Source organism: Collinsella sp. SGI.241 (assembly GCF_050312955.1).
Classification (GTDB): domain Bacteria; phylum Actinomycetota; class Coriobacteriia; order Coriobacteriales; family Coriobacteriaceae; genus Collinsella.
This window is the reverse complement of the sequence record NZ_JBNPKM010000012.1, coordinates 43268-65992: the sequence shown is the minus strand read 5'-3', so window position 1 is coordinate 65992 and position 22725 is coordinate 43268. Positions and strand designations below refer to the sequence as shown.

20 protein-coding genes are annotated in these 22725 nt (G+C 58.1%); 9 read left to right on the top strand and 11 right to left on the bottom strand.

Annotation, left to right across the window (positions count from 1 at the left end; all coding sequences use genetic code 11):
* Nucleotides 1–79 precede the first annotated feature (79 nt).
* Nucleotides 80–949, bottom strand: coding sequence for a patatin-like phospholipase family protein (locus tag ACQQ92_RS06630; protein ID WP_427796098.1), 870 nt, complete (start codon nt 947–949; stop codon nt 80–82).
* Nucleotides 950–1271: 322 nt separating this feature from the next.
* Here ACQQ92_RS06630 and ACQQ92_RS06625 point away from each other — a divergent pair, with 322 nt between their 5' ends.
* From ACQQ92_RS06625 to ACQQ92_RS06600, 6 genes are all read left to right on the top strand, one after another.
* Entirely contained in the window at nt 1272–3989 is a 2718-nt protein-coding gene (locus ACQQ92_RS06625) for an EAL domain-containing protein (RefSeq protein ID WP_427728300.1), read from the top strand.
* Nucleotides 3990–4115: 126 nt separating this feature from the next.
* Nucleotides 4116–5645 carry a diguanylate cyclase domain-containing protein gene (locus ACQQ92_RS06620; RefSeq protein WP_427728303.1) on the top strand — a complete coding sequence of 510 codons (1530 nt, stop codon included), beginning with the start codon at nt 4116–4118 and terminating at the stop codon, nt 5643–5645.
* A gap of 111 nt (nt 5646–5756) precedes the next feature.
* Nucleotides 5757–6380, top strand: coding sequence for a flavodoxin family protein (locus ACQQ92_RS06615; protein ID WP_427796097.1), 624 nt, complete (start codon nt 5757–5759; stop codon nt 6378–6380).
* A gap of 184 nt (nt 6381–6564) precedes the next feature.
* Nucleotides 6565–6906, top strand: coding sequence for an arsenate reductase family protein (locus tag ACQQ92_RS06610; RefSeq protein ID WP_055252194.1), 342 nt, complete (start codon nt 6565–6567; stop codon nt 6904–6906).
* An 86-nt stretch (nt 6907–6992) separates the two neighbouring features.
* A complete protein-coding gene (locus ACQQ92_RS06605; protein WP_427719863.1) occupies nt 6993–8123 on the top strand; it encodes a GTP-binding protein in 1131 nt (376 codons plus the stop codon).
* A gap of 98 nt (nt 8124–8221) precedes the next feature.
* On the top strand, nt 8222–8821 hold the full coding sequence (locus ACQQ92_RS06600) for a tRNA (cytidine(34)-2'-O)-methyltransferase (RefSeq protein ID WP_427719338.1): 600 nt from the start codon (nt 8222–8224) through the stop codon (nt 8819–8821).
* Between the two features lie 130 nt (nt 8822–8951).
* On the opposite strand, the gene ACQQ92_RS06595 is transcribed toward ACQQ92_RS06600, so the two are convergent.
* The 7 genes from ACQQ92_RS06595 to ACQQ92_RS06565 form a co-directional block, all read right to left on the bottom strand.
* Nucleotides 8952–10013 carry a hypothetical protein gene (locus ACQQ92_RS06595; protein WP_427796096.1) on the bottom strand — a complete coding sequence of 354 codons (1062 nt, stop codon included), beginning with the start codon at nt 10011–10013 and terminating at the stop codon, nt 8952–8954.
* A gap of 9 nt (nt 10014–10022) precedes the next feature.
* Nucleotides 10023–10694 carry a DUF4230 domain-containing protein gene (locus ACQQ92_RS06590; protein ID WP_427796095.1) on the bottom strand — a complete coding sequence of 224 codons (672 nt, stop codon included), beginning with the start codon at nt 10692–10694 and terminating at the stop codon, nt 10023–10025.
* A gap of 214 nt (nt 10695–10908) precedes the next feature.
* On the bottom strand, nt 10909–11724 hold the full coding sequence (locus ACQQ92_RS06585) for an FxLYD domain-containing protein (protein WP_427796094.1): 816 nt from the start codon (nt 11722–11724) through the stop codon (nt 10909–10911).
* A gap of 193 nt (nt 11725–11917) precedes the next feature.
* Nucleotides 11918–12520: a recombinase family protein gene (locus ACQQ92_RS06580; RefSeq protein ID WP_427796093.1), complete on the bottom strand. Its 603-nt coding sequence runs from the start codon at nt 12518–12520 to the stop codon at nt 11918–11920.
* A gap of 254 nt (nt 12521–12774) precedes the next feature.
* A complete protein-coding gene (locus ACQQ92_RS06575) occupies nt 12775–15288 on the bottom strand; it encodes an excinuclease ABC subunit UvrA (protein WP_427796092.1) in 2514 nt (837 codons plus the stop codon).
* Complete coding sequence (locus ACQQ92_RS06570; protein ID WP_427796091.1) at nt 15281–16399, bottom strand: AAA family ATPase; 1119 nt, start codon at nt 16397–16399, stop codon at nt 15281–15283. The genes ACQQ92_RS06575 and ACQQ92_RS06570 overlap by 8 nt, the downstream gene beginning before the upstream one ends.
* Before the next feature lie 93 nt (nt 16400–16492).
* A complete protein-coding gene (locus ACQQ92_RS06565) occupies nt 16493–18496 on the bottom strand; it encodes a GTP-binding protein (RefSeq protein ID WP_427796090.1) in 2004 nt (667 codons plus the stop codon).
* Nucleotides 18497–18741: 245 nt separating this feature from the next.
* On the opposite strand from ACQQ92_RS06565, the gene mscL reads away from it, so the two are divergent.
* A complete protein-coding gene (gene mscL, locus ACQQ92_RS06560) occupies nt 18742–19167 on the top strand; it encodes a large conductance mechanosensitive channel protein MscL (protein ID WP_154517006.1) in 426 nt (141 codons plus the stop codon).
* Between the two features lie 118 nt (nt 19168–19285).
* Here the strand turns inward: mscL and ACQQ92_RS06555 are convergent, their stop codons facing one another.
* The gene (locus ACQQ92_RS06555) at nt 19286–19774 is read right to left on the bottom strand and encodes an N-acetyltransferase (RefSeq protein ID WP_427794959.1); all 489 of its coding nucleotides are present in this window, start codon (nt 19772–19774) and stop codon (nt 19286–19288) included.
* A 77-nt stretch (nt 19775–19851) separates the two neighbouring features.
* On the opposite strand from ACQQ92_RS06555, the gene ACQQ92_RS06550 reads away from it, so the two are divergent.
* Nucleotides 19852–20148 carry a hypothetical protein gene (locus ACQQ92_RS06550; protein ID WP_427794960.1) on the top strand — a complete coding sequence of 99 codons (297 nt, stop codon included), beginning with the start codon at nt 19852–19854 and terminating at the stop codon, nt 20146–20148.
* 48 nt (nt 20149–20196) lie between these two features.
* Here ACQQ92_RS06550 and ACQQ92_RS06545 read toward each other — a convergent pair whose 3' ends face one another.
* Complete coding sequence (locus ACQQ92_RS06545; RefSeq protein WP_427796089.1) at nt 20197–20901, bottom strand: class I SAM-dependent methyltransferase; 705 nt, start codon at nt 20899–20901, stop codon at nt 20197–20199.
* A 440-nt stretch (nt 20902–21341) separates the two neighbouring features.
* Between ACQQ92_RS06545 and ACQQ92_RS06540 the strand changes: the two genes are divergently transcribed.
* Nucleotides 21342–21743, top strand: a complete 402-nt coding sequence (locus tag ACQQ92_RS06540) for a hypothetical protein (RefSeq protein ID WP_427719347.1) — start codon at nt 21342–21344, stop codon at nt 21741–21743.
* 129 nt (nt 21744–21872) lie between these two features.
* Here the strand turns inward: ACQQ92_RS06540 and ACQQ92_RS06535 are convergent, their stop codons facing one another.
* A complete protein-coding gene (locus tag ACQQ92_RS06535) occupies nt 21873–22688 on the bottom strand; it encodes a putative RNA methyltransferase (protein ID WP_154516992.1) in 816 nt (271 codons plus the stop codon).
* Nucleotides 22689–22725 lie beyond the last annotated feature (37 nt).

Below are 22725 nucleotides of genomic sequence, written 5' to 3'. Positions count from 1 at the left end.
CGACTCCATTGGGAAACTGCATCCCATTCCAGACGCAAATTCTGGGACGCACTTTCCGCCGAGAGCTCTGCAGTTTGCCCTACTCTGCCAGATATGCTTCCAACGCCGACAAGGTCGCGGCCGCATCACGACGACCGACCTGGTAGATGCGCTCGAGCTCCTCCGGCTCGCGACACAGCGATGGCACCTTCACCGATTCGCTCGGACGCACCACAAAAACCTCGCCGCTGGCCTCGCGACGCGCCAGGTCGTCGAGTGCAGCGTTATATACCTCGTGCCGGCGTTCAAGCGCCTCGACAAACTTCGGATAGTGGCGGAACACACGTCGCAGCATGGGCATCAAACTGTTCGGCTGCTTTACAAAGCCTGCCGGCTGCGTCAGCACCACGATGTTGCGGTCATACCCCTGTTCGAATAACCACGCACTGGGAATGGAATCGGCCACGCCGCCATCCAGATATCGATGTCCGTCAATCCGAACGGGTTTGGTCGCCACGGGAATCGCCGACGATGCCCGAATCCACTCGATATCGCGCTCATCGCCATACGGCAGGTCGTGATAGACGGCCTCACCCGTCTCGATATCGGTGCACACACACGTAAACCGCATAGGACAGGCACGATACGCCTCTAAGTCGATAGGATCGCGCTTAAGCGGCACCTCATGATAGGCAAAATCGGCATTGAACATGTCACCGGTTCGCAGCCAGCTTGTCACGCTCGCATAGCGCTTGTCGGCGCAATAGGCCTTGTTATACCGAATGGCGCGACCGATCTGGCGTGACTTAAAATTGTACCCAAACGCCGCACCCGCCGAGACACCCACCATATGGTCACAAGTTAAGCCGTGCTCCATCCAGACATCGAGTACGCCCGCCGTATACATACCGCGGTAGCCGCCTCCCTCGAGCGCAAGCCCCACCGTGCGCGTCGTATCCGGCTGTGCCATGCGACCATCTCCGTTCCTGCGTTTAAAACCGGGACAAGTATACCCGTCAACATATAGCGTCTCAGTCGCATTTTTATCGGACATCTCATCATTGCGGTACCGTTTAGCGAATAATGGCCGCGCACAGCATGGGCACCCATATATAATTCTGCGCTGTTGTTTATACTACTCAGCAGTTATCAACTGCAAACATTAGCCGGTAAATTAACCCAACAACGCAGCGAGGCGGGGCCTGGATACACGCAAAGCGCCGAACAACAACGCGTGTGCACAACGAGCTCGCCCGACGCAATTCGCCCGACCTCAGAAAGCCGCTTACGACATGGATACTGTCAGCAATTACACCGAGACGCTCGAAAAGACCGTCCGCGACCTTCTTGAACGTCAGGACGATCTGATCAGGACCGCCTTTACCGACCAGCTTACCGGACTTGGCAACCGCGGCGGCTTTGTCCGTTCCCTCGAGGAGCTCTGGGAGCAGGAACTGCCCGTCACCATGGCTTTTATCGACATCGATAACCTTAAGCACTGCAACGACGTCTTTGGGCATGACGAGGGCAACCGCTACATCTTGCAGGTAAGCCTCTATCTCAAGCTGTATATGAAGGTGGACGAGGCGGCGTTTCGACTGGGAGGCGATGAGTTCGCCATCCTCTCTACGATTGCAACCGAGGACGACCTCGCCGATCGTCTGGAACACTGCCGAACAATCTTGCTCAACAACAACGATTCCGGGATGCCCCACTCGTTTAGTTACGGAGTGTCCCACGCCGACCCCGCCCTGGGCGAAGCCCCCAATCGCATGACGCTCGATGCCGACCGTCGCATGTACGACTACAAACTACGCCATGCCTTGCACCTCGATCGACGCAATATCACGCAAGTCCATACCGACGACTTCGAAATAAGCGACCGTGTTTTCGACGCCTTTTCGATGCTCAACGAAGGTCGTTATTTCTTTATCGAGAACTTGGACAAACATCGCACCCTTTGGTCACAAGGTGCCTTGCGCGATCTCGGACTTCCTTCAGAGCACATAGACAACTGTCTCGATTACTGGAAAAAGCGCGTCCATCCCGATGACCTTGAGGCTTTTACCGACGACTTCGACCAAGTCTATAACGGCTCCAAGCACCATCGAGTCATGCAGTATCGTGTACGCAACGCCACAGGCGACTACGTGCTCTGCCGTGCTCGCGGTTTTCGCATCGATGGGAGCGAAAACGAGCCCTCGCTCTATGTCGGCGAGCTCGTCAATCATTCCCTTGCCGAGACCGTCGACGCCGCCACGGGGCTTGGAACGCAGCGTATGCTGGTCAACGCTATCGATGCCTGTCGCCTTGACCGCTGCAAAACAGGACTCATCGCCGTGCGCGTTCGCGGCACGACGAAGCTCAACGAGCTCTATGGAGCCGAGGCGGTCGACAGCATGCTTGCCGAATACGCAAGCCGTATGCTGTCGATCACCCGCGGCAGGAGTCGCGTCTTCCGTTCACGAAGTGTCCAGTTCGTCGTGCTCAGCAACGCTTTGGACCACGGGGCATTTGAACTCCTGACCCATCGTCTAAAAGAGACCATTTTTGCCCCCGTTCAAATCGCGGGCGACACCATCACGCCCGTTTGCATTGTCGCCCCGGTCTTTTACGAGCGACTGGACTACCAAACATCTGCTGTTTTGCGCGAACTCGACCGTCGCCTTCGCACGGCTGGCGGGCTTGTCCCCAACGACAGCCTCCCTATACCCGAGATCGAGCGCAAAAGCGCAATCGCCGAACGCATCGATATGCTCACCGGCCTCTGCCGACCCAGCGAGTTTATGCGCCGTGCCAATGCCTTCATCAAGGCAAAGCGCGACGGCGCTTGGTGTATCGCCACCGTCGACATGGGCCACATGCGCCTATTTAACGAATGGTATGGACAGGCCGAAGGCGACCGTATGCTTGCCGATGTGGGCACGGTGCTCAAGGATATCGAGAACGCCGACATGGGTGTCGCGGGATACTGGGGGCAAGACGACTTTTGTCTGCTCATACCCTTTGAGCGCGATTTCGTTCACCGAGTCTATGCGCGCGTGCGCGAGGCTGTAGCCAAGCACGACGACGGCGTAGGCTTTTGGCCGTCCATGGGCGTATGCCCCATCGACGCGAGCGAGGAAATCACCATTGATGCCCAGGCCAAGGCCATGTTTACCAATCGACGCGCCAAAAACGACTTTAAGGAGCGCATTGCCGTTTTCCGCCCCGAGGAATACGAGCATGAGGTTGCGTTCCACCACACGCTAACCGAGTTCCAGTATGCGCTCTCAAACGGCCGCATCACTTACTACCTGCAGCCCCAGGTCGATATGGAAACCGGCGAGATCATTGGCGCCGAGGCGCTCACACGCTGGATTGACAAGGATGGATCCCTCATTTCACCTGTCACCTTTATCCCCGCTCTCGAGGAAAGCGGCTTTGTGGTAACGCTCGACAAATATGTTTGGCAGGGCGTTGCCACATGGCTTCGCGAGCGTCTCGATCGCGGTCTTCGCGTGGTTCCGATCTCCCTCAACGTGTCGCGCGTGGACATTCTTGCCTGCGACGTTGCCGAACATATGGGGGCGCTCGCCGCCCAATACAACCTGCCGCCCGAGCTTATGCGTATCGAGATCACCGAGACCGCCTATACCGGAGAGTCCGAGGCCGTGGATAAGCTGACCGCGGATCTGCACACCCGCGGCTTCTCGACCTATATGGACGATTTTGGTACCGGCCAGTCCACGCTCGCGATGCTCAGGAACGTGAATGTTGACGTCATCAAGCTCGACCGCACCTTTGTGCCCACCGACCGCGATCAAGGCCGCAGCGCGCGGATCGTGTCATCGATGCTCGAGATGGCGCAGTCGCTCCATCTGCCCGTTGTAATCGAAGGCATCGAGACAAATGAGCAGGCGAACATGCTACGCCACATGGGCGCCCGCTACGCTCAGGGTTTCCTCTACTACCGACCCATGCAGGCAAAGGATTTTGAGGCATTGCTCGATGGCGGCAATAACAACTGATACGCTCGCGCGCAAAACGCCACCGTCGAAGGAAGCATTTGTCCCCATGGCTAACTCATATTCCCAATCCAAGCCGAATTGGGGATATGATACAAACCGTTGTCCTGCCCAAGGAGGTTATCCATCATGAACGAGTCGTACCGCATGGGCGAGCAATCGATTATTGCCTATCTTCAGCGACTTGCGAATGGCATCTCGACCGCCGAACTCGATGTTGCCGCGCTGCCCGCTGGGCTACGCGCCGTTGGTGAGCAACTGCAAAAGACGTATGCCATCCTGCAACAAGAGCGCCAGCTGCTTGAGCGCAACGCCTATATCGATCCGCTCACCAACTTGGGCAACCGCAGCGGACTCGACCGTCACGTCGAGCAGCTCTGGTGCAAAGGCGACCCCTTCACCTGCGCCTATATTGACATCGACCATCTCAAGCATTGCAACGATATGTTTGGCCACGCCGAAGGCAATCGCTATATTCTGAGTATCTGCCGCACGCTCTCCGAAACCATGGAGCACGATGAGATGCTGTTCCGTATCGGTGGAGACGAGTTTGTGCTTATCTCGCTCTCCGCAAACGAGACTGAACTCGAGCAGCGCTTGGAGCAGGTACGTGCCGAGCTGATCGAGGCGAGCTCAGGTGGCAAGGCGCCCATGATCGCCAGCTTTAGCTTTGGCTGCTCGCGCGTCGATCCACTTGCCGGCGACACGCGTCGCCAGATGACGATGGATGCCGATCGCAAGATGTATCGCTATAAGCTTATGCATCGTGTGCAGCAACCGAAAGACAATGACGCGCCGCAACGCCCAATCGTCGATCAGCTTCCCTGCAACGACCGGGTGTTCCAAGCGATCTCCATGAGCTCCGAGACGCGCTATCCGTTCATCCTTAACCTCGATACGGGAGAATCGCAATGGTCGGTTAACGCCGTGCGCGATTTTGACCTGCCCTCCCAGCACCCTTTTAACTCACTCGACATGTGGCTCGCCCGCGTTCATCCCGAGGACCGCGACAACGTGCGCGCCGAGCTCGACATGGTGATAAACGGCACGTGGCACTTCCATTACATGCAGTATCGCGTAATGGATGCCACCGGAAAATACGCGCTTTGCGACTGCACGGGCTACCGCTTGGACGGCACCGATACCGAGCCCAGCATGTATGTGGGCATTATCATCAACCGAAGCTTGGCAGATACGACAGATTCCGTGACTGGCCTGGGCGATATTCACGCCCTGGTCAACGCCATTGGTGAAATGCGTCGCGTGGCGCGCGAGGCAGGCTTTATTGCCATTAAAATCAACGATATCGCTCAGGTCAATGCCCGCTTTGGCTTTGATGCGGGCGACCGTGTTTTGGCAGAAAGTGCCGCCTGCCTTATGGAATGCTCGCGCGGCAAGGGTCGTCTGTTCCGCTCGACGGGACCAATGTTCGTGGCGCTTTTCGACGACTTTGATCCCGAAGAGACCGACGCGATCGCAGACGAAATCGAGCGATTCTTGGGGTCGCCCGTGCTCTTTGGCTCATTTGAATATCAGCCGCCCATTCGTGTAGCGACACTTCATCTAGACGCTGTCGACCGACAGCCCGTTTCCATTTTGAACGAGCTCAAAGCGCTGCTTGAAGAGGCGCCGCAAGTACCGGGCACCAAGCTGGACTAGCGTCGTGGGGAGCGATGTGAAACACAAGCCGTTTCACATCGCTCCCCACGCCATCTGCCCTCTCGTGCGATAATCCTCCGCAGAAGTCACCGACAGCAGAGGGAGTTTGTGATGAAGGTTCTTTTGGTCAATGGCAGTCCCAAGGCAAACGGCAACACCGCCCGCGCACTCGCCGAGATCGCCGAGCAGCTCAATGCCGAAGGCATTGATACCGAGGTGTTTCAGCTGGGCGCCAAGCCCATTCGCGATTGTATCGGTTGCGGCCAGTGCGGCAAGCTTGGCGGTCGCTGCACCTTTGACGACGACGTGGTGAACGAGCTCATCGCTGCCGCCGAGCAGGCAGACGGATTTGTCTTTGGCTCACCCGTCTACTATGCGCACCCCAGCGGACGCATCCTTTCGGCCCTCGATCGCGCCTTCTATGCGGGCGGGCACGCCTTTGCGCACAAACCCGGCGCCGCGGTCGCTGTCGCCCGTCGCGGTGGCACGTCGACCACCTTCGATGTGCTCAACAAGTACTTCACCATCAACCAGATGCCCGTGGTCGCCTCCACGTACTGGAACAACGTCTTTGGTCGCGTGCCCGGCGACGCCGATGGGGATGCCGAGGGCCTTGCCACCATGCGCAACATCGGCAAGAACATGGCCTGGCTCCTGCAATGTATCGAAGCAGGACAGGCCGCCGGCATCAGCGCGCCCGAAGCCGATCGCGAGCGCACCAACTTCATTCGATAAGTCCAGCGGTGGTCACCTCGATGTTCTATCAATGTCAGCGAAAAGCCAGCTGATGAGGCAAGGTGCCTTGAAAGAGGAGGGCGCTGGGCTGTTGCCCGCGCCCGACGATTGAAAGGCTGATTGCCCATCAGATGGCTTTGCAGCGTCGAGGCGACCGCCGTTCGTTAGAACGGCGGAACATGCTATGAACGTGCAAATCTTCGGCACCAAAAAGTCCTTCGATACCAAGAAGGCCCAGCGCTATTTTAAGGAGCGCCGCATTAAGGTGCAGTTTATTGACCTTAAGGAAAAGGAGATGAGCAAAGGCGAGCTCACGAGCGTGATGCAGGCGGTCGGCGGCATCGACAAGCTGCTCAACCCCAAAGCCAAGGACGAGGAGACACTCGCACTTATCCAGCACCTCACTCCCAGCCAGCGCTTTGATAAGCTGCTCGAGAATCAGCAGGTACTGGCCGAGCCCATCGTGCGCAACGGCAAAAAGGCCACCGTCGGTTATTGCCCCGATGTGTGGGGAGCCTGGGAGTAGCCTGTGTTATTTGCCGGCGCGTGGGTATAAGAGCAGGCGTTTGGCATATGATTTTACTGTAAGCCATGTCTAACAAAGGAGGGCACATGCCCAACAAACCCGTGAAGATCATCATGCTTACCGGATACCTCGGTGCCGGCAAGACCACGCTGCTCAACCATATCCTCGCCAACGACGGCGGTATCCGCGCCGCCGTGATCGTCAACGATATCGGCGAGATCAACGTCGACGCCAGCCTTATCGCCGACGGCGGCCTTTCCGAGACCGACGACCTCATCCCGCTCACCAACGGCTGCATCTGCTGCACGCTTTCGGACGACCTGGCCAACCAGCTGCAGGGCATTGCCGATTCGGGCAAGTTCGACTACATCATCATCGAGGCCTCCGGTATTTGCGAGCCTATCCCCATCGCCTACACCATCTCGAGCTTCTGCGACGAGGCCAAAGTGGGCGGCGAACCCAAGCTCGCGCTCGACAACATCGTTGCCGTGGTCGACTGCGCCCGCATGTACGACGAGTTCAACGGCGGTCGCGACCTGCTGGCCGAGGATATCGACGAGGACGACATCGAGAGCCTGCTCATCCAGCAGATCGAGTTTTGCTCCACGCTGATCCTCAACAAGACCGATACCGTGAGCCCTGAGCAGATCGCCGAGCTCAAGGCCATCGTGCGCAGCCTGCAGAAGGACGCCGTGATTGTCGAGGCTCAAAACGGCGAGGTCCCCATGGAGGAGCTGCTCGATACCGATCGCTTCGACTTTATGCGCGCCTACAACTCCGCCGCCTGGATCGAGGCCATGGAGCATCCCGAGGAGCACGACGACCCCGAGGTGCTCGAGTACGACATCGAGACCTTTGTGTACTCGCGCCGTAAGCCGTTTGACCTGCAGAAGTTCACCGATTTTGTTGAGCAGGAGTGGCCCGACGAGGTCATTCGCGTCAAGGGTCCGCTGTGGCAGACCGGCGATCCGGACATGTGCTACATGTTCGAGCAGGCCGGCCGCCAGATGCGCCTGATGGAGAACGGCTTGTTCGTTGACTCGGCGCCCGAGGGCGAGAAGCAGAAGATCATCGACGAGAACCCCGAGATCATGCAGATTTGGGACGACGAGACGGGCGACCGCATGACGAGCCTGTGCATCATCGGCCGTCACATGGACAAGGATGCGCTCATCGCCGCCCTCGATGCCTGCCTGACCGACTGGCACCGCGCTTAGGTTATCCAAGTGGGCGTTTTCCGCCCACGTAACCATCAAACCACCACGAAGGTGACTGCCCCTTCGTGGTGGTTTTTCGTTCTATGCCAAGGAGATTCATGTTCAATATCGTGCTGTATGCTCCCGAGATTCCGGCCAATACGGGTAATATCGGCCGTACCTGCGTGGTTACCGGCGCCCGCCTGCATCTGGTGGAGCCACTGGGCTTTTCGCTCGACGACAAAACGGTGCGTCGCGCCGGCCTGGGCTACTGGCAAAACTTGGACGTGACGACCTATGCCAGCTGGGAGGATTTCCTTGCGCGCAATGACCTCTCCCCCGCCGACGACCGCTTGCATCTGCTGACCAAAAAGGCACGCCGAACCTATGCGCAAAGCACTTACCGTGACGGCGACTATTTGGTCTTTGGCAGCGAAAGCTCGGGGATTCCCGAAGGGCTGCTCGCCGCAGCGCCCGAGCGTTGCGAGCGCATCCCCATGCTGCGCGATTGTGACTCACTCGACAACGCCGAGGCATGGGAAGCCCACGAGGAATCACTCGGACATACCGAGGACGGCCATGAGGCCATCCTTCGGCAGGATATCTGCGGCAACTTCGTCAATCCGGACGACTACCGCATCAGCGCACTCAACCTCTCCAACAGCGCCGCCATCGTCCTCTACGAAGCCCTGCGCCAGACAGGCTTTGCCGGCATGTAAAAACCTGCCATTAGGGGACGGGGCAGAAATGGTAGACTTTCAAACTCTCTAGTCCTTGACAAAATGGTTTTGACATCAAATGCGGCAAAGGGACAGTCCCTTTGCCGCATTTGGCTGCTAGCAATTCACGTCAGAATTCAACTTCAAATACAAATGACTGCCGAAGTTCTCGCTTAGCTTGGCTTGTCAGGCTCGAATTTGCCCTTATGTTCAGCTTGCTGCATGCCTCATCGATAGCCATAGCAAGCGATACGGACATGGTCATGGTGGTCTCGCTTTTCAATTCAACCCGATAGCTCTTCGCCTTGTTTTTATCCTCTCCACCGCATCTCGTTTCGATTAACAAGAGAATGTCAGAGTCATGGGCATACCAATGGAGTTCAGGGCGCTGTGGAACCATGTCTCCCTCAAATTCCTGTGTAAACAGGATTTTCTTCTCATTTTTCGTTAAATCGCTCAAAGAGCCGTTGATTCGAGCCGAGCCCTTCTTTCCCGCTTTGGCATTTCCCTTAACCTGGTGGCCTCTCCGAGTTTCCTCGTACTCCGTCACCTCCAACTTGCAGCGCTTCGCGCCAAGCATGAACGCAATCCGTCTCAACTCGGCCATCTTGTCTTGTTGCATGGTTGCGAAATAAGAGTCAAGATCAACAAAGCGAGACCGATCAAAAGCATCTATGTAATATGTGGAATAAAGAGATGGTTTAGGGTAGAAAGACAATTCGCTATCCCCGATTGCCTCGCGGTACAGATTGAAAATCTGCGTACCCTTAACGGTATCCAGCCAACCAATAGCATCCCTACAGGCGTCGATGCCCCGACGCTCATTTCCGTCAACAATTCGAATCATATTCGGCAAATAAAATGAAGGACTCTGATAGGTCTCCTTGGTTACCGGCCTGTATCTATTAAGCTGCTGCTGGTATGCCCAATCGTTGATGGCGTCACCGATATCCGCAGCAGCACCTGCCGCACCATCGGCCGCATCAGCAATAGCCGCCAAGGCGTCATCGACCATCGGAGTTGCAGCACACATTACACCATCGGCAACTTTCTGTACGGTTGCAACCGCGCCCGCCATCGCGCTTCCGGCGCCATCAACCAACCCGGCAGCGGCCTTACGGATATCAAAACTCTGCTTATGTCGCGACAGCTCCTCCCTTTCGACAACAGCTAGATCGTCTTTATCCTCCATAGTGACCTCCTATTTCCGATAGTCGAAATCAACCGTATATTCATCGCCAAATGCCGAGTTGAACATCGCACGGATATTTGCTTCGGCGTTCACTCGAGCCTCTTCGAGCAGCCTGCCATCCTTGATGGCCTCGCTTTCACTCCGCTCCTTGCACTGCGCTTCAAACGCCGTGACATCTTTGACCTCAATGGGGTTGAGGATGTTGTTGCGTTCCTCGAGAGCACCCGACTTATTCATATCCGGCGTGTTCGAGATTACATAAGGCTCATCCATCGTAATGGTCAGCTTTTTCTTGTTTGTATGTATCTCTGCCGTCTCGAGATTCACACCCGCCTTAATGGTTCCCACATAGCGGTACCAAAAGCTGTTTTCCGTAAACGGGATATCAAACCAATCGAAGAACCTCTTGGTATCCGTCACCTTATCGACAATCGCATAGTTCTGCGATGCAGAAACCATCTCGTTCTGGGAAGCGATGCGTTCAAACACGACCGACGGGGAAAGCGTATTGGGGGTCGTTTCTTTCGCGCCCGCAGCTTTGCCGTTACTAAAGATGGTAATGAAAAGTACAGCCACAATCACTCCGCCAAGCGCCAGGCCCGCAAAGAATACCTTGGGCTTTGTCAGGATTCTCCCGAGTTTCGCTTTCAGCGCCCCCATGCCTTCCTCCATCTCATCCATCCCCTATTCCTTTCAAAATCCCTGTTATTTAAGAAACTGCCGTGGGTTATACCTCATGCCTTAATTGTCGTTTTCAGCATGTCTTTAGACGAGGGCAGTTGTTTGCAATCCGAAATAATACACATTCGTTCGCAGCACTTGTTGTTCAATATTTGGCATAAAACGGGCAGGTCAACCATTCATTGCCGATTAACCCGCCCCTTCCGTGCAGAACTTATTTATTTACATCGTAGCTGGAGACAGATGCGACAACGCGCGCAGCGTCAACATCGGACATTGCCTCGAACTTGACTTTCTCACCCGGCGCCCACGAAGAAGTGTCCGCATAAGTCTCCTCCGCTTTGATGTCATCTGCATCATAGAGAGCAAGTGTCAGGCTGACGTTAGAGAACGATATACCAGAGGTGTTCTCAACTACCGCCGTATACGTATACAGACCGTAACCGTCATCCGATTTTTCGAAATTTGCTCCCTGAATCAAACTGTTGATGGCATCCTCATAGCAGGTCTTCTCTGTTACGGACTTTCCATTCTTAATTAAGTCGTTGAAATCATCCTTATATTTTTCCCCTACTTCCAGCCCGTAATTATCAACAAGCTTCTTGAGTTGCGCAGACCGCTTAACGTAGACTTTATTCCACTCTTCGTAATAATCCGCAGACGATTGCGAGTAGTCCTCGGTCACCTTAAGCTGGTCATCAAGCAGATTCAGATACGTGATTACGTCCTGTTGCATCTTGGAATCCTTAAACCTAGCGTTCTTGAGTTCCTTGTCGTTCTTGATTTCGGCCTCAATAGCTTCCTGGATGTTCTCGGTTGAATGAGGATCATCATCGTTTGCATTAGATTCAATGACGTCGAACCTTCTCTCGAACCCGGCGGCGATAACATTCATCGCCTTATCGTCGACATATTTCGACTTTGCAGCGTTTGCATCATTCTGTGAACAGGCCGAAATGAACCCCAGAGAACAGGTGAGCAGAACAAGCAAACCCATCATGGGCATCTTTTTAGTAATATTTCGTTTCATGACTATTTCCCTTCGATTGACGTTACAGCTCATAACCCCTCGTCAAAAAGCAGACGAATTGGCAACGCGGTGGCACTATTTGGTTCCAGGGCGTGAACTGGATAAACATCGAGGGAAGGAGTGGCTCTGTGCAATAAACTCCCCTCTTCAAAATGTCTAGTTAAAGAGGACGGACAGACGGCGAACGGTCATATCAGTTCGTGTCCGCCCGTCTCCAACGATCGAACGTCGATGCGCTGACGTTCAGGGGCGTTGCGGCCTCTCGCCTCGTAACTTCATCCCCTTCGAATGATTTGATGACATCGTTATAGCCATCCGGGCGTTCGAGCGCCGGCCTCCCAAATCTCACGCCACGCAGGCGCGCCGACGCGATACCCTCCGCCTGGCGCTGCTTGATGTTCTCGCGCTCCAGCTGCGCCACGTAGCTCAAGATCTGAAGGACCAGATCCGCCATGAACGTTCCCGTGATGCCATCGGGTTGCTCGCGCGTATCGAGTAACGGCATATCAAGCACCACGATGGCAGCACGCCTATCCACCGTGATGCGTCGCCATTCATCGAGGACCTCACGATAATCGCGACCTAAACGGTCGATACTTTTGATCACGAGAACGTCACCCTCGCGCAACCTGCGAAGAAGACGCTGGTACTGGGGACGTCTAAAGTTCTTACCGCTTGCCTTGTCAGCGTAAATCTGACCCTGTTGAACGGGAAACCTTCCCAGTGCGTCTAACTGGCGGTCCAAGTTCTGGTCCGCGGAAGAGACACGCACATACCCAAAGATTCGATTGTCCATAATTGCCCCTATCGGCCGCCTCTTGGCGGCATCGGCTCAAGCGAAAACCCACTCACTATAGGGCGTGCAAATTTCGCGAATGGGCTGAGGTCATTTTGGCCCTCGGACACAAGCTGTTCAAGTGCTACGTCGACAACATGCTAGCTTTTAACGGTAATTAACTGCTTTTAACTAGAATTGGCTAGAAAAGAAAAGCGTGATGCTGACAGGCTTTCCGGGAATGTGACAAAGGAACTGCCCCTTTGTCGCTTTGCCTATAGATAGCGGCCGGTAATGCTCTTGGAGCAAGCAGCGATATCCCCCGGCGTACCGGCGCAGACGACTTGCCCGCCCGCATCGCCACCGCCCGGCCCCATGTCGATCACATAATCGGCATTGCGGATAAGGTCGAGATCGTGCTCGATCACGATAACCGTGGCGCCCTTGGCGACGAGGCCGTCAAACACGTTCAGCAGCACCTGAACATCGAGCGGATGCAGGCCGATCGTGGGCTCGTCGAATACGAATACGGCATCGTCCTGCACGCGGCCCATCTCGCTCGCAAGCTTTAAACGCTGCGCCTCGCCGCCCGAAAGCGCCGGCGTGGGCTCACCGAGTGTAAGATAGCCCAAGCCCAGGTCGTGCAAGGTCAGCAAGCGCGCCTGAACCTTCTTGAGCCCCACCGTAGCGTCGAGAGCCTCGTCCACGCTCATGTCCATGAGCTGCGGCAACGTAAGCTTGCTCCCGTCCTTGCCCTCGCGATGGATATGCGAAGCCGCATCTGCATAACGCGAGCCTCGACATGCTGGGCAGATGATCTCGACGTCGGGCAAAAATTGCACGTCGAGCGATATCGAGCCCGTGCCATCGCATGTAGGGCAGCGCAAGGCGCCAGTGTTGTAGCTAAAGGCACCCGCTTTGTAGCCGGCTGCCTTGGCTTCGGGCGTACGGGCGAAGGCGCGGCGCAGCTCATCATGGATGTCGGCATAGGTCGCTACCGTCGAGCGCACGTTGGCGCCGATAGGTGTAGCGTCAATCAGGTTTGCGCGTGCGATACCCTCGGCGTCGACCCAGCGCACATGGCTTGGCAGGCGCTCGCCAGCTGCCTGGGCCTTAAGCGCCGGGATGAGTGTCTCGAGCACCAACGTCGTCTTACCCGAACCCGAAACGCCCGTCACCGCAACGAGACGGCCGCGCGGGATATCGACTTCGAGCGGCTTGACGGTATGGATGGCATCGGTTGCCATGCGGATGTGGCCCTGGTCGAACATTTCGTCGTCAGTCACCTGCGAGCGCATACGCTTGGACTCTGCGCGCAAAAACGGGGCGATGCGGCTGCCCTGTGATTGTTCGACCTCGTCCACCGTGCCAGCGGCAATCACATTGCCGCCGCCAGCTCCGGCAACGGGGCCCATCTCGACCAGATAGTCGGCTTCCGCCAGTACGCGCGTATCGTGGTCGACAACAACCACGGTGTTGCCGTCATCCACCAGATCGCGCATCACGCCTACCAGACCATCAACATTGGCAGGATGCAAGCCAATCGAAGGCTCGTCCAACACATAGAGCACGCCCGTCGATCGGTTGCGCACCACGCGGGCGAGCTGCACGCGCTGACGCTCGCCCGTGGAGAGCGTGGCACCGGCGCGATCGAGCGAAAGGTAGTCGAGACCCAGATCGACCAGGCGACGGGCCGCGCTCAAAAACGAATCGCAGATATCCATCGCCATGGGCCGCATCTCGGGCGGCAAGGATGCGGGCACCCCGTGCACCCACTCAACCGCATCACCAAGCGTCATGGCCGCGGCCTGCGCCAGATTGATACCGCGCACCTGGGGCTGGCGCGCAGCCTCGGAGAGGCGCGTGCCGCTACAGTCACGACATGGCCCCTCGCGCAAAAAGCGCGCCACACGTTTTAAGCCCTTATCGTCCTTAACCTTGGCGAGCGCGTTCTCGACGGTATAGACGGCATTGTAATAGGTGAAGTCGAGCGGCGTAGCGCCCTCGCCGTTTTTGGGAACGTAGAGAATGTGCTTCTTAACCGCCGGGCCGTGGAACACAATGTCACGCTCTTGAGGCGTGAGCTGGTTAAACGGCACGTCGGTACGCACACCCATCTCGCCTGCCACCTGCTTCATCAGATCCCACATGAGCGTGCCCCAAGGAAGCACCGCGCCTTCGTTGATGGTCTTGGACTCGTCGGGCACCAGGCTCGCCTCGTCCACCTCGCGCATGACACCGGTGCCGCCGCAGGTGGGACACGCGCCGCCGCTGTTAAAGGCAAGGTCCTCGGCACCCGGCGCGTAGAACTCACGGCCGCACTCGGGGCACGTGAGCGACAGGCCCGCGGCCACGTTAAGGCTCGGCTCCACGCGCGCCCCGCAGTGCGGACACACGTGATGGGCGCAACGGCTAAAGAGCAGACGCAGGCTATTGTTGAGCTCGGTCATGGTACCAAAGGTCGAGCGCACACCCGGCACGCTGGGGCGCTGATGCAATGCGAGCGCCGCCGGTACGTGCAGCACCTCGTCCACCTGGGCATGTTCGGCCTGCGTCAGACGGCGGCGGGTATAGGTGCTAAGCGCCTCCAGGTAGCGACGCGAGCCCTCGGCGTAAAGAACGCCCAGTGCCAGCGAACTCTTGCCCGAACCCGATACGCCAGCAATACCCACGAGCTTTCCCAGCGGAATATCGATATCGATGTCCTTGAGGTTGTGCACACGCGCGCCACGTACCTCTATAGCCTGCGGGCTCATCTTCTGTTCCGTCACCTTTATCACCCTACTCATGCCATAAAACGCGGTCGCGGATGTACTCGCCCAGCATGGGCACGGTAAACTGGACGAGGCCGTATCCGGCAGCCTCGATGACGCGCTCGCGAATCAGGCTTGCGCGATATTTACTCGCCCAGCTTTGGGTGCGGTCGCAGCGCTCAATGATGTCAGCCATGCGCGTCGGCTTGCCCCCATCAGCCGCCATGGCCTCGATAAAGAGGCGCTGCGGACTGCGCAACCCGTAATACAAGGGAGCGTCCACTGCTTCATAGAACTCGGAGATGGCATCGGCGTAGCCAGCCTCGACATCGCACACTTCAATGACCCGCGAGTCACGCCGGACAGCAGACCTCCACATGTAATATCCCACCAGCTGAACCATATAGGGATGCCCCATGCTCTTGCGCGCCGCAAGGTCCGCCGTCTCCGCATCAACGCAAAGACCAGTGCCTTTGACCGTCTGGATATATGAATCGCGCACTTTGGGCAAAGAAATCGCCCCCAGCGTACGCTGCTGGGCGCGGCGCAAAAACGTTACGCTCGGCTCTTCGAGCAAGTCATCAACCATGCTGGGCAAGCCGGCAAAAACCAGCGCAAGACCGCGCCGGTCGCTATCGGGCAAGCCCGTAGCATCCTGGTCTCCGAGCACCTGCTGATAGAGAACGGCCAGCGCCGCCAGCTCCTCGATAGATGCCGATTGGGCCTCGTCAATCGCAAACAGTAAGCCCTTTCCCGGCCCGAGTTTCTTGAGGCGTTCGTTGACTAACCCGCGCAACGTCTCGCCTTTTGCCCGCGCCGCCTCGACCGACATTCGGCCAAACGACGGACCAAACTCCATTGACGTCACAACGGGTTTATTCGAGCGAAGCGCGTCGGCCAAGCGGTCGCATAGGCCAAGCGAGGCGGAATCGGAGACAACCGCCCATCCGCGCTCGCTAGCTAAACGCTGCAGCTCCCGCAAGAGAACTGTTTTGCCACAGCCGCGGTTTCCCGTAATGAGCATGAGCCTGCCCGGCGCTCCGGCGCCGTTATCGAGCCCTTCCTCGAAATCTTCGATGACCGACTCGCGGCCGATGAGTATCGGAGGCCGCTTGCCAGCCGTGGGCTTAAAGGGATTTGGATTCATGTCGGCCTCCTCGGATTGGCAAACCCTGGTAACAGTTATACCAACTTATACCGAGTTATACCAACAGGATGCGACAAAGAGACTGACCCTCTATCACCTATGGCCGAAAAACTCGACGTCCGCCGCTCGCCAGGGGCGGAAGGTGGCGGGATCGACCTTTACGTGGGCTGCCTCGGGGACGTCGTACCACTTGACCGTGTAGCCAGCGCCGTGAGAGCAAAAGACCGAGTCGGGCGTGTTGGGTAGATCGGCCTCGGGCTCATAGGCGACAGTCTCGATGACGCGCTCGGCATCATGGCATGCCGCATAACCGGCAAACTCCAGGTACAGATGCCCGCGACCGCTCGTGTAGGCGGCCACCTCCAGCGCATAATCCTGGACCTCGGATGCCGGCACGCGACCCACAAGCTTTGCCCGTTCGCCCGCCATCGTCGGCGGCTCGTACTCGGCTCCCATGCGCGTGGCGTCTGACAACGCCCTGCCCACACACTCCCCCGGCACCTCGAGCTCAAAGCGATACCACGGCTCCAACAGCACCGCCGCGCCAGCCTCACGCGCCTGCATGAGCCCCTGGCGAATCGCGCGGTACGTGGCCTGGCGAAAGTCGCCGCCCTCGGTGTGTTTGGCATGCGCACGGCCACCTGTGAGCGTAATGCGCACATCGGTGATGGGCGAGCCGGTCAGCACGCCCAGGTGATCTCGCTCCATGGCGTTTGTGAGCGCCAGGCGTTGCCAGTTAAGATCGAGCTCGTCGGTCGAGGTCACGGTGCCAAACTGCACGCCCGAACCCGCCGGCAACGGCTCTAGGCGCAGATGCACCTCGGCATAGTGGCGCAGCGGCTCAAAGTGGCCCACGCCCTCGACCGGCTGCGAAATGGTCTCCTTATAGAGAATGCCGCCGGGCTCAAACGAAATCGAAAGGCCAAAGCGATCGGCCAACACCCGCTGCACGACCTCGAGTTGCACGGCGCCCATCAGCTGCAGGTGAATCTGCTCAAGATGAGTATTCCAGCTTACGCCGAGCATGGGATCTTCGTCCGCCAACTCAGTCAGCGCTTTAAACACCGCGTGGACATCGTGTTCGCCCGGAAGCACCGTATAGGTGAGGACCGGAGCGATGACGGGCGCATCACACACGGGCTCCGCACCCAAGGCGTCCCCTGGGCGAACGTGCGCAAGACCCGTCACGGCACAAATACCGCCAGCAGCAACTTCTTGGGCAAGCTCATACTTTTCGCCGTTATAGATGCGCACCTGATCGACCTTCTGCTCCCATACCTCGGCACCGGAACGTCCGCTGATCATCTGTTTTGCACACAGCGTGCCGCCGGTCACTTTAACCCATGCCAAGCGCTCGCCTCGATCCCCGCGGCTGACACGATAGACGCGTGCGGCAAACTCCGGAAGCCATATCTGTTCGCGCATCAGCACGCATATGCCATCCAGCAGCTCGCTCACGCCCTGGTCCTTGAGCGCCGAGCCGGCAAAGCAGGGAAAGAGCTTGCGCTCGGCAACCATGCGCGACAGCGTTGCGACGGAAAGCTCGCCTGCCTCAAGAAACTCCTCGAGCGCCGCCTCGTCCAACGCAGCAGCGTCCTCCTGAACGGCGCCGCCCTCCAGCAGTTCGTTGGCATCCAGGCAGCCTTCGGAAAGACGCCGCCCAAGTTGTGCCAGCAAAACATCGCGGCCGGGATTCTCCAAATCGATTTTGTTGATATAGATGAACGTCGGAATGTCATAGCGTGCAAGCAGGCGCCACAGGGTTTCGGTGTGCCCCTGCACGCCGTCGTTGGCGCCCACAACTAAAATCGCGTAGTCGAGTGCGCGCAGCGTGCGCTCCGCCTCGGCAGAAAAATCGACATGCCCCGGTGCATCCACGAGCATGACGCGGGTATCACCGTGGTCGAGCACGGCCTGCGACGAGAAAATCGTAATGCCGCGCTCGCGCTCGATCGCGTTAGTGTCCAGATGCGAATCGCCATCGTCCACGCGGCCGCGCTTACGAATGCGGCCCGCATCGAACAGCATGGCCTCGGCCAGCGTGGTCTTGCCAGCATCGACATGCGCCAAGATTCCAACGACCGCTTGCTTCGACATGGCTCTCCTCTTATTGCAAGCCCGTCGCACGCGGCAACGGGTGCTCTCGTTCCACACTGGATGATACAATTTACAGGCCGGCGGGCGAAGCGGGCCCTATCCCCCGACCGAGCTCATCGCCCCGCGTTGCCGTGCGGCGATTTTCGTAGGTTCGCGCCTTGCGAAAGCCGGCACCTCCCCTTTTTGCCTGCCCGGGCTCATCCGGGGCGGCAACAACGCGAACCCCACAACAGCGAGGAGTCACCATGAAGACATTGCTCAACGAGTTCAAGGAATTCATCAATCGCGGCAACGTGATGGACATGGCCGTCGGCGTGATTATCGGCGGCGCATTCACCGCCATCGTGACCTCACTTACCGATAACATCATCAACCCGCTTATCTCCGTGATTGCCGGCGGTAGCGCTACCGAGATCTCGGGGCTGGTGGTGCCGGGCACTAATATCGACTTTGGCGCCTTTATCGGCTCGTGCATCAATTTTTTGATTGTGGCGGCAATCGTCTTTGCCATCGTCAAGGCATTCAACAAGGCGCAGGAAATCGGCGACAGGCTCGCCGGTGCCACCGCCGAGGAAGCCGCACCGGCGCCCGTCTGTCCGTATTGCCTGGAAGAGGTGCACGAAGGCGCGACCAAGTGTTGCCACTGCGGAAGCGAGCTGCCCCGAGCGTAGGTGCCTTAGAGCCGACAGCGAGCGGCATCTACCACCTTGCAAAACAGCGCAGCGATCAAAAATGGCCCCACCCGAGGCCATTTTCGCTTACATGGAGCGTAGATACGCGCCCCCGCTCTTATGCCTCGCGCAGCCAGTCAAACGCAACACGCGGCGTGCCGTCCGACACATACACGACGCCGGCACGCTCAAACCCCGCTTTAATACTCGCGCCCTGCATGGGCAGGTTGTCCCGATGCGTATCGATACGCAGGTGGTCGGCACGCTCTTTGGCAAAGGCGAACATCGCAGCCGCGATACCGTGCACGGTGCCGTCGGACGCCACACGGTGCAGCACGGCGTACGGAGTGTCGCTGCGCCATTGCCCGTCCTCAATTACGTCATAGCACTCGTCCGGGCCCGGTAAAAAGGCGAACGTCGCCACCACGCGGCCGTCGACTTCGCACACATAGCTACCACCGGCGGCGATATCGGCAGCCAGCTGCTCGGCAGAAGGCGTGCCCTCGGGCCACTGCGTGGCGTTGCCATGCGCGCGCATAAAGGCACGGGCCGCGTCATAGATAGCCATGACGGCGGGAATGTCGGTATCGAGGGTTTTTCTGATCATCACGCAGCGACCTCACGTTTATTGGTATCACTTTGATTGAGCAATGATACCAGCGTTTGAAGAGGGGCGAGAAGCAGATGGGAAGCAAAAAGCGAGCCGCCTGGTCAAAGGCCAAAAGCGAGTTTTTGGGCGCTGCCACCGGTGGCGCTATGAGCGACCTGTTTGCGCGCGAGGACGAGCGCCGCGACACCCTGAACGCCGAGCGCGATGAAGCCTGGCGCTACAAGTCGTGCGAGCGCAAAAACCGTTACGGCACACGCGCCGAGGCCGAGGCCGTTATGGCCGACTGCGAAAGCCGCGGGCGGCGTGGTTTGGCCTGCTACAAATGCGAATACTGCGGCGGCTGGCACCTGACGTCGCACCCTTGGAAATAGGCCCCGCATCGGCACGACACTGACCGAGCGCCAACCATCGCCCGCAAGCTACGGGCGCGGCGGCACCAAAACATCGTAACGAACGGCCTTGCCCGCAAGTTGATAGCTCGGCTTAACGCCAGCAAGCAGCGGCCCCTTCACCGGCCGCTTGATAACGACCTTGCGCGGGCGCACCGCAAGCGCAGCTTCGACCAGCGTCTCCTCATCGGCACACGGCTGTTCCAGATGATGCAAGAGTTGGAACTTCTTTTTAACCGCCGCGCTCTTTGTGCGCTCGGGAAACATGGGGTCCAGATACACCACGTCGGGAGCGGTGAGCTCGCCCTGCCCGATCAACTCAGTTATATGGTGAAGGCCGGCAATGCTGTCCTCGCCCGCATGTAAGCGCATGCGTGCCACGGCAGTCGCAAGCGCCGGATTATCTGCCGCGCGATCCAAGGCATCCTTGAGGAGCGCCGCGATCACGCAATCCTGCTCATACAGATCGACGGTAAAGCCCGCAGCCGCCAGCAGCAGCGAATCCTCGCCAAAGCCTGCCGTGGCATCAATCGCCCATGGGCACTCGACGCCTTTTGCGCGCGCAGCCTTTACCAACAGCTCTTGCTGCAGACGACCCTGTTTGAGCCGTGGCAGCATGCGGTCAAAATCGGCACGCAACTCCATCGTGCCGTCGGTGAGCGTGAGGCCCGCGGACTTCCCGGTCAGCTCAAGCCCCGCGGCCCGAGCAACAGAAAAGGGATCGACGACGCCCATGGGTACTCCTTAACAAGCAAAATGAATACGTGAGCGCCGTTTATGCCAGCACCCAACCGTCCGCTATTGTCCCACATGCGACATGGCCCACAGCATCCCAATGCAAAGCACCGCCATCAATCCCGTGCACACGGCAGCGATCACAGAATCGCCCATGCGCCTTCCCAACGACCGCGGCTCATGCACTCGCCCTGCTCCGTACATCATGGCTCCTCCTTAAGAACAGCTCCTTGTTACGGTCTCATCATCGCAGCGCCGCACATGAGCTGCCATCGATTTGGCTTACGTCCAGCTTTCCTTTTTGAAAGGTCGAATTGGGCTGCGCGGGCTCAAAGCGCTTTCAGGCGCACGCATCGCTGCGTTGAACTACAATGTGCTTCACCATATGTGCAGCACATGGGCTACGCCAGATCGGCGTACTCGTATCGAAAGGACCAGCCATGAGCTCCGCTCGCAAGACTCTCAAAATCCTTGCCCTCATCTACTTTGTTTTGGGCATCGCCAACCTCGTCATCGCCGGTATCGGTATCGCCAGGGGCAGCCTCGATTCCACGTACGGGTCGAACGCCATGCTCGCCGCGGTCGTGCTTGTCGTCAAGGGCATTGTCGATCTTTCCGCAGGTGTTGCGGGCATCAAGGGCGCCAACAAGCCCTCGCAGGTGGATAGCGCGTTTAAGCTCGGCATCGTTGCCGCAATCGCCACGATTGCGCAGGCCGTGCTCACGCTTCCCGCACTCGGCGGCAGCGCCGTCAATATCGGTGCCTTTGTCATCGTGGTCTACGACCTGTTCTTTGTTCAGCAGGCGCACGCCGTTAAGGCCGAGAACAAGGACCGCTTGTAGGCACTCGCTTCTCATAACCCCTGCAGCCAAGCAACTAACATGGGCCGATCGCGTAGTAACGCGGTCGGCCCTTTACATTTGCCCAGGTAAAACCTGCCAAAATAAACCTGTCCCTTTTTGGCAGGTTGGTTAGCTGTGGCGGTACTCGGCAATGATGAAGTCGATGTCGGTTTTAAGGGTGTCCAGGTTTGCCAGGCGCTCTTTGTCGGTAGGGCGTGTGCGGTAGTAGTACGGCGTCATCTGGAACACCGCCTCGATGTCGGCCTGGGTTTGGAGCGTAATATTCGCGGACACCCGCTGTGTGCCGACCAGTTTAAGCTCCATCGTCTTCGGAAGCTTTTCGTCGTTGAGGTACGGCGTGTCGTAGAGCACCTCCTTGAGCCCAAAGAGATGACGGGCACCCGGCACCACGGTGTAGAGCGAACCCTCCGGCGCCAACACGCGGGCAAACTCGCGCTCGTTAAAGGGAGCAAAGAGCTCGGTCACCATATCGAAGGCGCCATCGGCCACTGGGATGTCTTTCATGTTGGCCACAAAATAGGTCGCATCGCCGCGCTTGGCGGCCAGGCGTACCATTTCTTTGCCCAGGTCAAAGCCATAAGCGTCCACGCCCGGCACCGCGCCCATCGCGCTGGTGTAGTAACCCTCACCGCAGCAAATATCGAGCAGCGTCATGGGGCCGCCTGTAGACGCAGCACGCCCAGAAACCCGTTTGCGCACCAACTCGACCATTGCATCGCGCAGCGGCGCATAGTAGCCACGGTTCAAAAAGTCACGACGGCTGCGTGCCTGCGACTTGGGATCGCCCATGGAGTCGCCGCTCTTGGACGAACGTAGCAGATATAGATAACCCTCGCGCGCGCGGTCAAACCGGTGTCCGCCCGCGCATGCAGCACCGCGCTCGTCGTCCACCAACGGCTCATGGCAAACGGGACACAACAACATGGCAACTCCTTAGCGCGAACAACACAACGTACACCAT